Genomic DNA, 13,785 nt, shown 5'->3' on the forward strand with positions numbered 1-13,785 from the left:
ATCGCTACTATTGGGAGTTTCCTAAAAACTGTGTAACTGCTTATAATCCATTAACAGGAGAATAAGCAATGACGACTCAATCTGACATTAAAAAACTAGCCGAGCAAATGGCTGGTAGCATGAAAAGCTTCGATGACATCAAAGATTTTCAAAAGCAGCTCATGCAATCCTTTATTGATACTGCCTTAGAAGCTGAGATGGAAGATCATCTCGGCTACCCTAAACATGAGAAGGCAGACAAGCCCAATAAGCGCAACGGCCACACTAAAAAGACCGTCCGCAGTGACACAGGCGATCTTGAGATCTCCACCCCAAGAGACCGTGATGGTGACTTTGAACCTGCGTTAGTGCGTAAGCATCAAACCCGTATCTCAGGTCTCGATGATAAAATAATCATGTTTTATGCCAAGGGTCAAACCACCACTGAAATTGTCGAAACCATCAAAGACATCTACGACGTTGATATATCAAGCTCTCTTGTCTCAAGAGTCACGGATAAACTCTTAGATGACATCACCGCATGGCAGAACAGGCCACTGAGCAGCATCTATCCTATTGTCTATCTAGACTGCATCGTCGTGAAGATACGTCAAGACAAGCAGATCATCAACAAAGCCATTTACTTAGCCCTAGGCGTTAACCTTAACGGTAAAAAAGAGCTGCTTGGTATGTGGCTCTCAGAGAATGAAGGCGCTAAGTTCTGGCTAGGTGTTCTTACCGAGCTTCAAAACCGTGGCGCACAAGACATCTTAATCGCTTGTGTCGATGGTCTAAAGGGCTTCCCTGATGCCATTAACACCGTCTATCCAAAGGCACAGGTTCAGCTGTGTATCGTACACATGGTACGTTACTCCATGAAGTTTGTACCTTGGACAGATAAGAAGGCCGTAGCGGCTGATTTAAAGGCCATTTACGGTGCTGATACCCTTGAGATGGCAGAGGCCAATCTTGAGCACTTTGATGAGACTTGGGGCAAAGATTACCCGCACGTGGTCAAGTCTTGGCGTAATAACTGGGAGGGCCTAACGGTGTTCTTTGAGTATCCGAAAGACATCAGAAAAGTGATTTATACCACCAATGCGATAGAGTCGCTAAACAGTGTGATTCGGACGGCAGTGAATAAGCGTAAGGTGTTCCCCTCTGATGAGGCAGCATTCAAGGTGATTTATCTGGCGACTCAGCAGGCATCCAAAAAGTGGTCGATGCCCATCCGTAACTGGACGTCTGCCCTTAATCGCTTTATGATTATGTTTGATGATCGTATTAGCAGGCATTTAATCTAAATGGCAGTTACACAGAATCTGGGATGGTCTCGTATGAGTCTTCCCTGCTCTTGTCCTTGACGCTCTTCTTTATCAGAGACCCAAAACAACCCTGCTATAAAATCAAGCTGGTTTAACACACCTGGCGCATGTACAACAGGTCTTATACCTGTCTGAATCATGATAATATGCCATAGCCAAATACCATAGGCATTAAACTGCTCTATATAACGATCCTTTCGAATACTTAAGTTTCGCTCAAGGCGTCCATTAAAACTTTCGGCTCCATTCGCTAGTTCTGCAAAGAACTTTTGACATGTTAGTTTGTTTAAAGCCATCTCACTACCGATATAACTCTGACGCTCTATATTTTCTGATTTAGATTTGTAGTCTTGACGAAGCTTTGCTTGAATCACATTAGGACAATGCTTGCCCATCAATAAAATGGCACTTCTATATGTATTCTCAATACTATTAGAATCAATGCTTGTGTAGTAAAGAGGCGAGCTATGTCTAACGTCAACACCAGTGATTAAATCAGCGTGCAATGGCTCATTTAACTTATTTTTTATGATGAAATATAGAGCTAAATTTATGTGTTGATAACTGAGTGCAGGCAGGTCTAATTGTTCTTGTAGGTCTTTTAATATTTCAGATATATCTGTATTTTCGATATTGACTATTTTTTCTATAATGGAATGCAACTGAGGAGGTAAAAGAAGTATAAATTCGTTATCAATGCTTTGACGATGTTGTATTAGATGACTTCTGCGATTCATAGTGACGTTTACTACGATCTTTAAAGCATAGTAGCTTTCATCTATCCTTTTTTTACTGCTGAGCCATGTGCGTTGGCTTTTCTCTTTACCAATTTCATTAATGACTTCTTGGATCTTACGTCCACTAAGCAATGACATTAAGATAACTACATAGCCAAAACGACTATCATCATCCGTAACCATTGAAAGTTGCCAGACTCTATCAAACAATATTTGAATACTCAGTAAACTTAGCTGCCGCAAACTTGTTGGAAAGCCAAATTGATTGCGCCTAGTGTGACGAAAGTTATTTTTAATTTTCCATTGCTGCAGTTCAGCAGACTTAGCAGTATATCTAGAAGGCTTAAAATCGTTATCTAAAAGCTTCTCTGGATCATCATCAGCTAAATTTTCATTGGAGGACACATTATCGTTTTGGTGACTTATTCCAAATATAGTGGCTCTAAGTGGTTCATCATCACTATCAAGAAAAACCTTGTTTAAACCAACACTATTATTGTCAGTGTCATCAGACTTAGAATAAGTCTTGCCAATAAACGCCTTATCTTCCGCTACGACCTCGTAAGCGAGCCTAATACGACCAATCTTTCCTGCCAGCTTTTTATTAACAACCTTACTTGAGGCTTCTGACTGCTTAGTTAAAACCTCATACTGGCAAATAGCATGTAGTACACTTTCTAATGAACTCCGCTGGGCATGTATATCAATAAGCTGATTTATTAGCTCAGATTGTGGATTGTGTGCATTCAATCCCATTCTGACTCTAACACCTAACTGACTGACCTTAGCAAAGTGATTATCCCCACGCATTGTGATTCTTATAATTATTTGCAGGTAAACACTCATAAACTGCCAAGCACTGTTTTTGCTATCTACCGTTCCATATCTTTTATAAAACAGTACGAGCATGTATGTTACAGCCCATTCTTCAGTTTTCTGCTCTTTAATAATAATAGTTGCTATGTCAAAGCATTCACTTTCTGTAAAATTAACCTCAAACACATCTATAGCGAAGTTTATATTCAAAGCAAAATTTGGTCTAAAGCCCAAAACGTAAATGATCAAATTTTGTATTTTTAGACTGTCAGGTGAACCTTCAGGTATTAACTTATTAAGAACTGTTTTTAGCTCATTCTTATTTAAATTCATCATAATTAGTTCGCCAGCCAATCCATGTTTTTTGGAATACCTATCACATCGTTCTCAATAGCTTTTCTACATTGTTGATACTCAAAGTTTGCCTTTTTAATACCTGCAAATTTACAATACGACTCAACGGATAAAACATCTATGCGCATCAATTTACAAATAACTGAGCTGGGCGCTTTCTGCTGAAGCGCCTTAAATAAGTCAGGGTGATTAATATTTTTTAGGTTGACGAGTTGCACTACCTCAGCCCATGCCAGCATTTGAATATCTTTAATACTTTCTGGTGTGATGAGACATGGATAACTGTCCGTACTTTGCAGTCTTAATATCTCATCAACTCTCTTAAAATCATTAATAAAAAATAATGTATCACTACTGTTTTTGATCACTCTAATAGGCGGGCAATAAAACTTATCTAGATATCTAATGCTTACAGAAGATGAGCTGAGCCTGAGTCTTTGCCAAATTATTAAAGCTTGCTCAGCTTGCGGATGTATAAGCAATTTGTCTCTATTTAAATTAATAAGCTTTTGATTCGGTTTTAAGTTTGTAGTTTTCATACTGTCTCAAATTTATTTTCTTTTTGTATTTCAGTTATCAATCGATCATACGTCTCATCCTTCGACTCGCCTGGCATGTGATGCTGTTCTATATATGAGTAGGTTTCATCAACTGACATTTTAGGTAAAGTTGATTTCCATAATCCGTTAAGAACTACATTAATTTTAGGGTTGGCTTTAACTTTAGAAGTTGATGAATTTTTATGACTTGGGTGATAAACATCAGTCGTACTCTCTCTGCTATCATTCTTATTTGATTTGCTACTTCTCTCATTTTCCCAGTCTTCATCATCGATATTGAAGCGTTTATCAGTCTGCTCTTTAGTAGTGAGTTGGCGATCTGCAACACGTTGTAACCATTGGCGTAGTCTTAGCTTACGAATACCTTCACTTTCTAAAGGCTTGCCGTTCTGAGCCTTCTCTGCGTAATAAGTTTTAAAATCTTCAACGTGTAACTTATACTCATTATCTGTCATTTCTAATTTCACACTTGCCTGAGATAGATCAACTTGCATAACGCTCTTTGAGGGTGCTTGCCATTTTTCAATACCATCATAACCGCTAGTGGATAAATCATGGTTAGTATCATTTTGCTCAACAAAATCAGTTTGAACATCTGAGCACACAATAGAAGAACCTTGTGAGTGCGCCTCTCTCTCAAATGTTTCTTGTTTTCTGTTTTCTAGTTCATGTTTTATAGTTATAGCTTCTTTTTGCGTGACTCTCAGAGTGACACGTTGCAATGTTATTGTTGTTTGAGTTAATTTTATGCTGATGTATGTCAAATAATTTTCGCAACTTAGTCATGCCTTTAGTGCCTGTGCTATCTACACCTATGTCTGATAACTGCTGACGCATTATCTTTTCAGCATCACGTGACTTGGCTTTTCTTTGAGCATCAGTTAAGGGAGTGTTTGAGATAGTGTTACTATCATCAGTCGTGACATCACTACTGCCTGTTGTATCGTTTGTACTATTTTCCCAGTTGCGAGCCCTATAATTTTTTAGAGTAGTTTCCCACGCAGTGTGTTTATAAGATTTAGTACGTTTATCCAATTTAAATTTATCTTTTAAAATTATTTCTAAGGCCTTTCTTTCATTATCACTGTTACAAGATAACCTGTGCGCCAATAGATCTACATCAGAAGTAAACGGCTTACCATCTTTTAAATAATTCGTACGCATATCTAAATATATGCTTTTCTCTATACGCGTCATATGGCGAGTTTCAAGCTCCCAGTCACCGAAATTATGATTAACATAATGCATGGCACTAGAGCTAATTGGTGTATTTTTTGAATTCCTCATCATTAATATCCTTAAATATAATTTGTCCTGAATTTACTAATACTTTTCACAAACATTTAATTTGATGTACATGACCTTTGGCAGACATCAAGATATTCATCAAGATGTTTTTTACGATATAAAACATGCCTGCCAGCTTTGCTATAAGTAATAGCGTCTGATTGATGACAGCGCATATGTTGTAATGTGTGCAACGACTTGCCAATATAGGCGGCGGCAAATTCAGGAGGAAAAGGAGTTTCTGGAGCAGCTTCAATGACTTTTTGTTTTAAAATCTCTTTTTCATCATCTGTATATTCTGACCAAGTTTTTTTGCGATACATAACTTCTTTCCTTGTCGATATAGATTATTACTTCTAAATACTAGTAAGTATAGTTTACTCTCGAAACTATCAAAATCAATCGAAACCTAAATTATTATTGTTAAGTAATGTAACTTTCATGTATAGCAGGGTACAAGTAGCTATGGCATAAGAAATCACTATTTTATGCTATTTCTTTTAAAAGTTTCTCGTGATAAAATAAATACAAGAAACTTTTTATGAGTTAAGGGGAAATTTGTGAGTGAAGATCTAAAACAGATGGCTAATAGAATTAAAGAGTGCATGAAGGCGAAAGGACTTAAACAAGTAGATATTGTTAAAACTACGGGGGTTTCTAAAGGAAGCATATCAAAATGGTTAGCTGGTAAAGCCAAACCAAGTGGCGAATATTTACTCCGCCTTTCACAGGTTCTAGGTGAATCAGAATATTGGTTATTGAATGGTGAATATCCTTATAGTTCTTATGAAGATATTGACGACGCTATGGACTATATGAACGCTTACGAAGAAAGTATGAGGGATCATTACATTACAGAGCTCGGTTTAGAACCTAGACTTCCGTATAGTATTAGATTTTTAAAAGAAGAGTTTGAGAATAAGATTTTTAGTGAGCATGAAGAGTTTGAAAAACGATACGAGCCTTCTGCTGAACAAGAGCGTCAAATCGAAGAGTATGAAGAGTGGCTAGAATGGGAGGAAAGAGCGGATGATTTTATTGAAAATAGGTCGACCTTAGAACAGATAAAGAAATATCCCAATTTAAGTGTTTTTATAGAAAATTTTAAACATGTAGAACAACCATTAAGGTCGCAATCTGAAATTGCTGAACGGACGAACAGTAACTTAAGTAAGACCCTATTCTATAATCAAGAAGACCATAGCATGCAGCCGATAATCACTATTGGTGCACAGTGCTCAGTAGATTTAACTAAACGCACTATAAAAAACGGCAAGTTTTACTTGATAAGAACGGATAGCTTTTACGGGGTAAGAGCACTATTTAATCAGTCTGATGGTGGCCTGCTACTACAATGTAAGAACAAGGAATATCCAGATGAGAAAATTTCTAAATCCAAAACAGACAGCTTAGAGGTTCTCGGTTATGTTTATGCTTGGACTAATATGGATCCTTGGTAAAGAAATGTCTTAACGTGACCTTAAAGCTACTTATGAAGAGTACTAAATATTAAAAAAAGGTCATCTGCACCTTTAGGAAGCATAAGCAAATAATAAGCTCGACTATCCAAACGCGCTAAATCAATAGTTTAATGACAATCGCTCGAATCTGAAGAGGATCAGTGATATTAAATGCATTTGGACTACTAAGGACTGCTTGTATCTAATGTATAATAAAGAATTATGTATAGTCTAATCCAAATAAAACCGATACAATATTTATAACAATCTTAATTAATGAAATAAACAATGACTTATTCAATAGACTATCGCAAACAGGTACTTTCTAGCATCGCTGATGGCATGACCATACGAGAAGCTGCGCTGTTTTATGGACTTAGCACCAGCACCATTCACAGCTGGCAGCAGAACCTAACTCCTAAAACAACCAGAAATAAAGCACCAACTAAAATACCTGATGACGCATTGATTGAAGACGTAAAAACATATCCAGATGATTATAACTATGAAAGAGCTCGTCGCTTGAACTGTAGTAAGACTGGCATCTTTAATGCTTTAAAGCGTCTTGGTATCAGTCAAAAAAAAGACCTTAGAACATCCAAAAGCGTGTCCGATAAAAAGAGCGGTATTCCAGAATAAGCTTGATAGCTTTACGCAGCAAGGCTACCCCATTGTCTATATATACGCGCGCGGCTTTGAGGCTGAAACCATTCGTTCTCATGGCTATGCACCGATTGGTACACCCTGTATCGATAGCTACAACTGGCAAGCAAAAAAGCGAACCAACGTCATCGGAGCTCTCTATGAAAAAATGCTTTTTGCGCTTGATTACTTTGAGCAGAACATCAATGGCACCATATTCTACGACTGGTGCAAACACACTTTAATTCCAAGTCTCAAGACTAAATGCGTGATTGTCATGGATAACGCTCGGTTTCATAAAGGCAAACGTATTCAAAAGCTACTCAACAGACATGGCCATCGTATTCTTTGGCTACCACCGTACAGCCCTGATCTAAACCCTATTGAGAAAAAATGGGCACAGGCTAAGTTTCTGCGCCAAGGGTGGATGGAGAATAATCTCCCTAAACTGTTTTATGATATGGGCTGTATCGATTTTATAAAGACTTAACTATACTAGAGAGCTTATTGGCTAAGCAATAAATAAATGTACGCAGCTGATTCGATATGCTGCGCATTCAATGTAATAATTAGGGATAAACGGTTGGGTCAAAGTTTAATTATTACAATCTATATAATTTAATATTTTGTACAATCTGCTGATAACTTTTTTGGTACTCTTAACTGAATCGAAGTCCGTTACATAAATGCGTTTCATCATATTAAAATTAACGACGAGATCTAAAACTAGTTAAACAAACCAATTTTTAAAAGTAATTTTGATACTTATTTGATACTTGAAAAATATTGTTACATCTTTTTAGTTATAGCTAAATATAGTTAATTTAACCCTAAGTCATTGTTTATAAATATATTTTATCTCTACTCATTGCTTATTATCGTTAAGTATATCTAGTTATTTGAGATAGCCAAAGGATTCAAAATCCGTTGCCTTTAAAAGCGTGTCGGTTCGAGTCCGACCACTGGTACCAATATATAGTTCTATAGTTACTTATAGAGCCGTCAAAGCCCCTGATATCAGGGGCTTTGACGTATCTGGTGTTTCATACTGTCCTATGAATCTATCCTAATCCATGCATCTGATGTACACTACTATGTACACTGGTTTTTAAATGTACATTAGGGGTGGCAGTCATGGAAGCACGCAAGCCGATCAGCTCTGACCGTAGCATCAGCAGTCATAAAGCCTATGTTAAAGAATATCTGGTCTCTGTCAAAAAACCATCCGATGCTTTATCTTATGGTCAGACCTAATGGCACTAAGTCTTGGGTTTATCGTTACCTGTCCCCTACTCATTCAAAAAACAAACGTATATCGCTTGGTGTATATCCAAACGTATCGTTCTCACGTGCCTGTAAAATTTGGTATGAATATGAAGATCTATTAAGCCGCAATATTGACCCTAAACCTTATCGTGAATAAATAAAAAAATAGTCTTATTAGGGCGTGTCCCTATTTTAAAAATGGTGATAAAAATGAGATAAATTAAAGGCAAACAAGGAAAATAGCGCAGGTAATATCAAGATATTGGCCAGCTATTTGACACCGTTTGCCAAAGATTTAGCCATTTTTAGCCCATTTAGTCATAAACGCTTGAATTAGGGACACGCCCTAGTAAAACTAAAAAATCTTTCAGTGATTTTGCTTTAGAGTATTTCGATAGCTTAGAGCAAACTCAAAAAGGTAACACGCTTGTTCGTAAGAAAGGCCGTTTAGAGCTTATATGTTCTTATATTGGTAATGAACCTATTAGTGAAATTGGCTCACCTAGAATGCTCGAAGTGTTACTAGACATCCAAGCTAATTCATTACATAAAGCTGGTAAGCCCACAGATAAGGCTGAACGCTGTGCAGGTAACGCTAGTGACGTATTTATTTATGCTGGGGCTCGTGGATTTTGTAGCAGCAATCCTGCGGCACTTATTAAGAGCCAATTAGCTAAGTCCAACTATGGTTAAAGATATGGTTGTTCCCCTACCTCTTCAAGCTATAGCTATACTACGTGAACAGCAAAAGATTAATGGTCATACCGAATATGTCTTTTTTAGCGAAACGGCAAAAAAGCACCAGATCATCTCTGAAAATACAGCAAACAAACGCCTCAAGGATTTAGGTTATCAAAACATACATTGTGCTCATGGTTTTAGAGCGACAGCAAAGACACTCTTACAAGAGCAGCTAAAGTATCCGCTTGTGCTTGTAGAGATGGCATTGGGTCATACCACTAAAGATACTAATGGAAGCGCTTACGGTCGATTTGAGTACATTGATGATCGTAGCGATATGTTGAAGTGCTGCCTTTCATTCAAAATTTCAGGCAGCACCCTCATACATTTAAGTGTCGGTATGACCTGGTAGTTTACTAGCCAAAACATCTACTTTTTCAATAGACGGTGGCTCTGAAAATAGCTCATCGGCCTGATCCATCAAAGCAGCTGCAACTTTGCCAGATAAATGTGCTTCGCGACCCGCCTCATCAGGAAATGCATCAAAAATACCAAATGTTGTAGGTCCAAGACGTAGGCCAAACCACGCAACTGTCGCAGGTTCTTCCATTACAATAGGTAAACCGGCTTTAAGGAAAGCTTCCACTTCGTCTTCTTTACCCGGTTTAGCTTCAAGACGGACATATAAAGCTGTTTTAAGCATGACTAAAACTCCATAATTATTAGAATTAAAACTGATTCTGACATTTCTAATATATGCATGTCAGACAGTTTTGTTGTACAAAAGTTAAAACAATTTCCCATAGCTGAGCCAAAATCTGGGTTTTTATTTCGACATAATGCTATTGTTGCAGAATTGCACCACATTCCACATTGTCTTCTAACGCTTTTTCAATCGCTTGCGTCTGACCTTTGATCCTTCTGACGCGTAGAAGAATCTTTTTTTTGTCTTCAACCTGATTAGGCATCAGACCTCCTTATTTGCTAGCTTTTATACTATAGTACCCCATAGTATAAAAAGAGCAATATTTTTTATAAATCGAAAATCAAAAAGCTCTTTAGCGAAAATTTTCTATCCCTGTTTTTAGTTTTTTTTAAATTAACATCATAGAGCTTATGCGAAAGTCACAAAAAAATGGGACTTTTAGCTCCCATTTTTTATTTTGGCTAATGTTCTTTGTAATGCTGTGACCTTTTAGAATTATGTTTCAAATTTTAGCCACTTTGTAGATATTTTGAACGTTTCAAGCCTTGAAAATACTACCGACAGTTTAGATTAAACTGCCTTTACAGACTGTACTAGAATATTTTTAGTGAGCGGATGATATTCATTATTCATTATTTAGGAATTATTAAATCCTATAAATATCATTTATTGGATTAATTTACTTTGGTATTGTGCATATCATCCCCCAGTTAAGAATAAGGAACAACTATGAATAAGATGATGAATGCGCTTATCCTAGAAAATTTTGGTGATCATGAATTTAAACGTGTAGAACTCCCTATACCTCAACCAGAGGCTGGGCAAGTTCTAGTACGTATTCATGCCAGTGGTGTAAACCCTATTGATTATAAAATTCGTCTTGGTGAAGCAACATATGCTATGCCAGAGCTTCCTGCCGTGTTGGGAACGGATATGGCTGGAGTTGTAACTGCTGTTGGTGAAGGTGTCACCCACTTCAACGTCGGAGATGAAGTTTACGGTCTGATAGGTGGCGTTCGTGGTCTTCAAGGATCTTTAGCAGAATATGTTGTAGCAGATGCTGATCTGATCGCATTAAAGCCACGGAATATCTCTATGCGCGAGGCAGCAGTACTACCATTGACGTTCCTCACCGCTTGGGAAGGTTTAGTGGATAATGCTAAGGTCCAACCAGGGCAAACTGTACTGGTTCAGGGTGGTGCTGGTGGCGTTGGTTATATGGTTGTTCAGCTTGCAAAAGCACTTGATGCAAATGTTTGGGCGACTGGTCGTACAGCTGATCAATCACTGATTTCAGAACTCGGTGCAACACCTCTCGATTACACGACAGCATCTTCCGATGACATTATTGCTGCAAGCCCTGAGGGTCAAGGTTTTAACATTGTTTACGACACTGTGGGTGGTCCAGTACTCGAAGCGTCACTTTCCATGACGACTCACTATGGCCACATCACCAGCTGTGCTGCATTTGGCAATCATAATTTAGCGAATTCATCTCTACGGTGTGCCACAGTGTCTGGCGTATTCGTCCTAATGCCGACGTTAACAGGCAATCGCCGTTCTCATCATGGTGATATCCTTAAGACCGCGACTCGTCTCGTTGAGGAAGGTAAACTGCGTGCTATTGTTGATCCTCGTCATTTTACTCTAGACCAAGCGATTGAGGCTCATGATGCTGTTCAAGATCGCTCTGCCAATATTAAGGTAGTTATCGATGTCATTTAACGCACTTCAGGCCAACACTTGGCGCTTCAATTGTATTGGAGATACAGATGTTCTGACATTAGAAACACTTCCTGTTGCTTTACCAGCCGCAGGAGAAGTTCTAATACAGATTAAAACGATCGGACTCAACCGGGCTGATGTAATGTTTCGGCGTGGTACTTATATTCAAAAGGCAGTATTCCCTTCTCGTCTGGGATATGAGGGAGCAGGCATAGTTCTTGCGGTAGGTGAAGGTGTACGCCAATTTTCTCCAGGAGATGCAGTATCGATTCTTCCGACTGACAATCTAGCCAAATATGGAACATATGCGGACAAGCTTCTGATTCCAGAAACTTTTTTAGTTCACAAACCCGATAATTTAAGCTGGGAAGAAGCTTCTTCAATCTGGATGCAGTATTTGACGGCTTGGGGTGGTGTAATCCATGCTGGTGGATTATCGAAAGGAAAAACGATCTTGATCACAGCAGCTTCAAGTAGCGTAGGACTAGCTGCGATACAGATAGCTGAAGCAGCGGGTGCTAAGGTCATTGCAAGTACACAGACGATAGAGAAAAAGCAGCGTTTACTGGATCTCGGTGTTAAAAATGTTATAGCCAGTGAAGACGAACCAGATTTGTATGAGGCGCTTGTTTTACGTTTAGGTGGAGAACATCTTGATGTCGCCTTCGATGCTGTAGGAGGGCCTCATATTGAACAGATTGCAAAAGCGATGTCTGTAGGAGGAACTATGGTTATGCATGGTGCGCTTAGCCCGGAGATTACACCATTTCCCCTTAAAATTGCATTACGCAAGAGCTTAACCATGCGAGGTTTTTTGTTCCTTGAGGTTCTCCATGACCCTGTTCTAAGGGAGCAAGCCAGACGATTTATTCTGAGCAGTATAGGTGCAGGATACCTTCGTCCAGTGATCGACCGTTGCTTTAACTTTGAGGACATGCATGACGCTCAGCGCTATCTTGAATCAAATCAGCAAATAGGAAAAATTGTAGTTACTCTAAATACATGATGGTCTTATCTGATTTCTACTTTCTATAGTCGATTCGCTCTAAAAATGGTATAGCGCTGCTGGGATGAATTTTGCGCAGCCTCTGGGAACGCAGCACGCAAGTAAAATTTATACCAGTAGCGTCTCTAAATTTATAACACTTTTATTTCGAACTGACTGTAGAAAAAAGGTTAGGCGTGCCCCTAATTCAAGCGTTTATGACTAAATGGGGACACGCCCTAGTTCCATCTGATTCAGGTTTCTATACGGCCCAGCACTTCCACTAAGTAATCAAACAATGCTCGGATTCGCAAAGGTGTCGGGCCCCGCTGTGGACGATATAAATACAGGCGCCAAACGGGAGAGGTTTCCTCATGAAGTATATGAATGAGCTTACCACTCCTAAGCCACGGCAAAACTAGAAATCCAGGCATGTGTCCAAATCCAACTCCAGCGAGAATAGCTTGAAATTCAGCTTCTAGATCATCTGTAATAAAACGAGGCTTTGATGGCGTAAAGCTTCGACTTTCGGTGAATGTCCATGGCCAGTAACGCCCTGTTTTATGATCGAATAGTGCTGTTAGAGGGTATTTATCAAGGTCAATAATTTTTTTGGGCATTCCAACCTTATCAATTAACTCTGGCGTACCCACAGAATAAAATTTCACTTTAGCCAATTCCCTTGCCACATATCGATTGTCCGGCAAAAATCCAAATCTGATCCCGATATCTATCCGCTCATCGATCACATCCGAGTGTGAATCTGTTAGCACACAATCCACGACAATATCTGGATAACGTATGGCAAATTCTGCTAGTGCAGGTACTACCACTTTACGCCCTAACACAGACGACACAGTAAGACGGACAGTCCCACGCATTTCATCTCGTTTTTCCTTGGTGTCTTTTACAAGCAAAGTATCGATCGATTCCACCGCAAGACGTGCTTGCTTTGCCAGACGCTCACCATCAGCAGTAATTTTAATTTGTCGAGTACTCCTGTAGAACAGAATCTCTCCGCGCTGCTCTTCTAGCTCTTTTATTGCCCGTGTCACTACCTGTGGGGAAATACCCAGCTGAGTTGCTGCCTCTTTAAAATTTCGAGACTCTGCTGCGACACAAAAGATACGCATCATTTCCAATTTGTTCTGCATGTCCAATCCTGTGTTATAGTAATTATTCCGTAAATAGGAATTCTGAAAGATAATATTATTCATTTATTATACCTAACAAGGCTGTAATACTTAACCCTCAAATATGAT

Annotated in this window: 15 protein-coding genes and 2 pseudogenes; 9 read left to right on the forward strand and 8 right to left on the reverse strand. The window is 38.8% G+C overall.

Annotation, left to right across the window (positions count from 1 at the left end; genetic code table 11):
• The first annotated feature begins 68 nt into the window (after window positions 1–68).
• Window positions 69–1,283, forward strand: coding sequence for an IS256 family transposase (locus JMY03_RS02940; RefSeq protein ID WP_201600892.1), 1,215 nt, complete (start codon window positions 69–71; stop codon window positions 1,281–1,283).
• Here JMY03_RS02940 and JMY03_RS02945 read toward each other — a convergent pair.
• Genes JMY03_RS02945 through JMY03_RS02965 form a run of 5 tightly spaced genes read right to left on the reverse strand, consistent with a single transcriptional unit; the run spans window position 1,280 to window position 5,381 of the window.
• Complete coding sequence (locus JMY03_RS02945) at window positions 1,280–3,193, reverse strand: hypothetical protein (protein ID WP_201600894.1); 1,914 nt, start codon at window positions 3,191–3,193, stop codon at window positions 1,280–1,282. The genes JMY03_RS02940 and JMY03_RS02945 overlap by 4 nt on opposite strands.
• A 2-nt stretch (window positions 3,194–3,195) precedes the next feature.
• Window positions 3,196–3,750, reverse strand: coding sequence for a hypothetical protein (locus JMY03_RS02950; RefSeq protein ID WP_201582891.1), 555 nt, complete (start codon window positions 3,748–3,750; stop codon window positions 3,196–3,198).
• Window positions 3,747–4,493 carry a hypothetical protein gene (locus JMY03_RS02955; protein WP_201600896.1) on the reverse strand — a complete coding sequence of 249 codons (747 nt, stop codon included), beginning with the start codon at window positions 4,491–4,493 and terminating at the stop codon, window positions 3,747–3,749. The genes JMY03_RS02950 and JMY03_RS02955 overlap by 4 nt, the downstream gene beginning before the upstream one ends.
• Complete coding sequence (locus tag JMY03_RS02960; protein ID WP_201600898.1) at window positions 4,438–5,058, reverse strand: DUF1376 domain-containing protein; 621 nt, start codon at window positions 5,056–5,058, stop codon at window positions 4,438–4,440. Before JMY03_RS02960 ends, JMY03_RS02955 begins: the two co-directional genes overlap by 56 nt.
• Before the next feature lie 56 nt (window positions 5,059–5,114).
• Complete coding sequence (locus JMY03_RS02965) at window positions 5,115–5,381, reverse strand: helix-turn-helix domain-containing protein (protein ID WP_201600900.1); 267 nt, start codon at window positions 5,379–5,381, stop codon at window positions 5,115–5,117.
• Window positions 5,382–5,618: 237 nt separating this feature from the next.
• Here JMY03_RS02965 and JMY03_RS02970 point away from each other — a divergent pair, with 237 nt between their 5' ends.
• From JMY03_RS02970 to JMY03_RS13080, 6 genes and pseudogenes are all read left to right on the forward strand, one after another.
• Window positions 5,619–6,518, forward strand: a complete 900-nt coding sequence (locus tag JMY03_RS02970; protein WP_201567757.1) for an XRE family transcriptional regulator — start codon at window positions 5,619–5,621, stop codon at window positions 6,516–6,518.
• 288 nt (window positions 6,519–6,806) lie between these two features.
• Window positions 6,807–7,157, forward strand: a complete 351-nt coding sequence (locus JMY03_RS13075) for an IS630 transposase-related protein (protein WP_102093161.1) — start codon at window positions 6,807–6,809, stop codon at window positions 7,155–7,157.
• Window positions 7,084–7,650, forward strand: a complete 567-nt coding sequence (locus tag JMY03_RS02975; RefSeq protein ID WP_227675465.1) for an IS630 family transposase — start codon at window positions 7,084–7,086, stop codon at window positions 7,648–7,650. The genes JMY03_RS13075 and JMY03_RS02975 overlap by 74 nt, the downstream gene beginning before the upstream one ends.
• A gap of 750 nt (window positions 7,651–8,400) precedes the next feature.
• Window positions 8,401–8,583 carry an Arm DNA-binding domain-containing protein gene (locus JMY03_RS02980; RefSeq protein WP_265089611.1) on the forward strand — a complete coding sequence of 61 codons (183 nt, stop codon included), beginning with the start codon at window positions 8,401–8,403 and terminating at the stop codon, window positions 8,581–8,583.
• Window positions 8,584–8,852: 269 nt separating this feature from the next.
• A pseudogene (locus tag JMY03_RS13410) lies at window positions 8,853–9,119 on the forward strand (phage integrase central domain-containing protein); the annotation flags it as partial.
• On the forward strand, window positions 9,112–9,519 hold the full coding sequence (locus JMY03_RS13080) for a tyrosine-type recombinase/integrase (RefSeq protein ID WP_227675466.1): 408 nt from the start codon (window positions 9,112–9,114) through the stop codon (window positions 9,517–9,519). The pseudogene JMY03_RS13410 and the gene JMY03_RS13080, both read left to right, overlap by 8 nt.
• Here JMY03_RS13080 and JMY03_RS02990 read toward each other — a convergent pair.
• Complete coding sequence (locus JMY03_RS02990; protein WP_201600902.1) at window positions 9,496–9,810, reverse strand: putative quinol monooxygenase; 315 nt, start codon at window positions 9,808–9,810, stop codon at window positions 9,496–9,498. The genes JMY03_RS13080 and JMY03_RS02990 overlap by 24 nt on opposite strands.
• A 142-nt stretch (window positions 9,811–9,952) precedes the next feature.
• Window positions 9,953–10,075 (reverse strand): annotated as a pseudogene (locus JMY03_RS02995) (metal-sensing transcriptional repressor); the annotation flags it as partial.
• A gap of 467 nt (window positions 10,076–10,542) precedes the next feature.
• Here JMY03_RS02995 and JMY03_RS03000 point away from each other — a divergent pair.
• Together JMY03_RS03000 and JMY03_RS03005 are read left to right on the forward strand one after the other, a co-directional pair.
• Complete coding sequence (locus tag JMY03_RS03000; RefSeq protein ID WP_058024907.1) at window positions 10,543–11,538, forward strand: zinc-dependent alcohol dehydrogenase family protein; 996 nt, start codon at window positions 10,543–10,545, stop codon at window positions 11,536–11,538.
• Window positions 11,528–12,544 carry a zinc-dependent alcohol dehydrogenase family protein gene (locus JMY03_RS03005; protein WP_201600904.1) on the forward strand — a complete coding sequence of 339 codons (1,017 nt, stop codon included), beginning with the start codon at window positions 11,528–11,530 and terminating at the stop codon, window positions 12,542–12,544. The genes JMY03_RS03000 and JMY03_RS03005 overlap by 11 nt, the downstream gene beginning before the upstream one ends.
• Before the next feature lie 233 nt (window positions 12,545–12,777).
• Here JMY03_RS03005 and JMY03_RS03010 read toward each other — a convergent pair whose 3' ends face one another.
• Window positions 12,778–13,677 carry a LysR family transcriptional regulator gene (locus JMY03_RS03010; protein ID WP_201602104.1) on the reverse strand — a complete coding sequence of 300 codons (900 nt, stop codon included), beginning with the start codon at window positions 13,675–13,677 and terminating at the stop codon, window positions 12,778–12,780.
• Between the last annotated feature and the right edge of the window lie 108 nt (window positions 13,678–13,785).

The sequence above is a fragment of the Psychrobacter submarinus genome, assembly GCF_904846685.1.
Lineage (GTDB): Bacteria > Pseudomonadota > Gammaproteobacteria > Pseudomonadales > Moraxellaceae > Psychrobacter > Psychrobacter submarinus.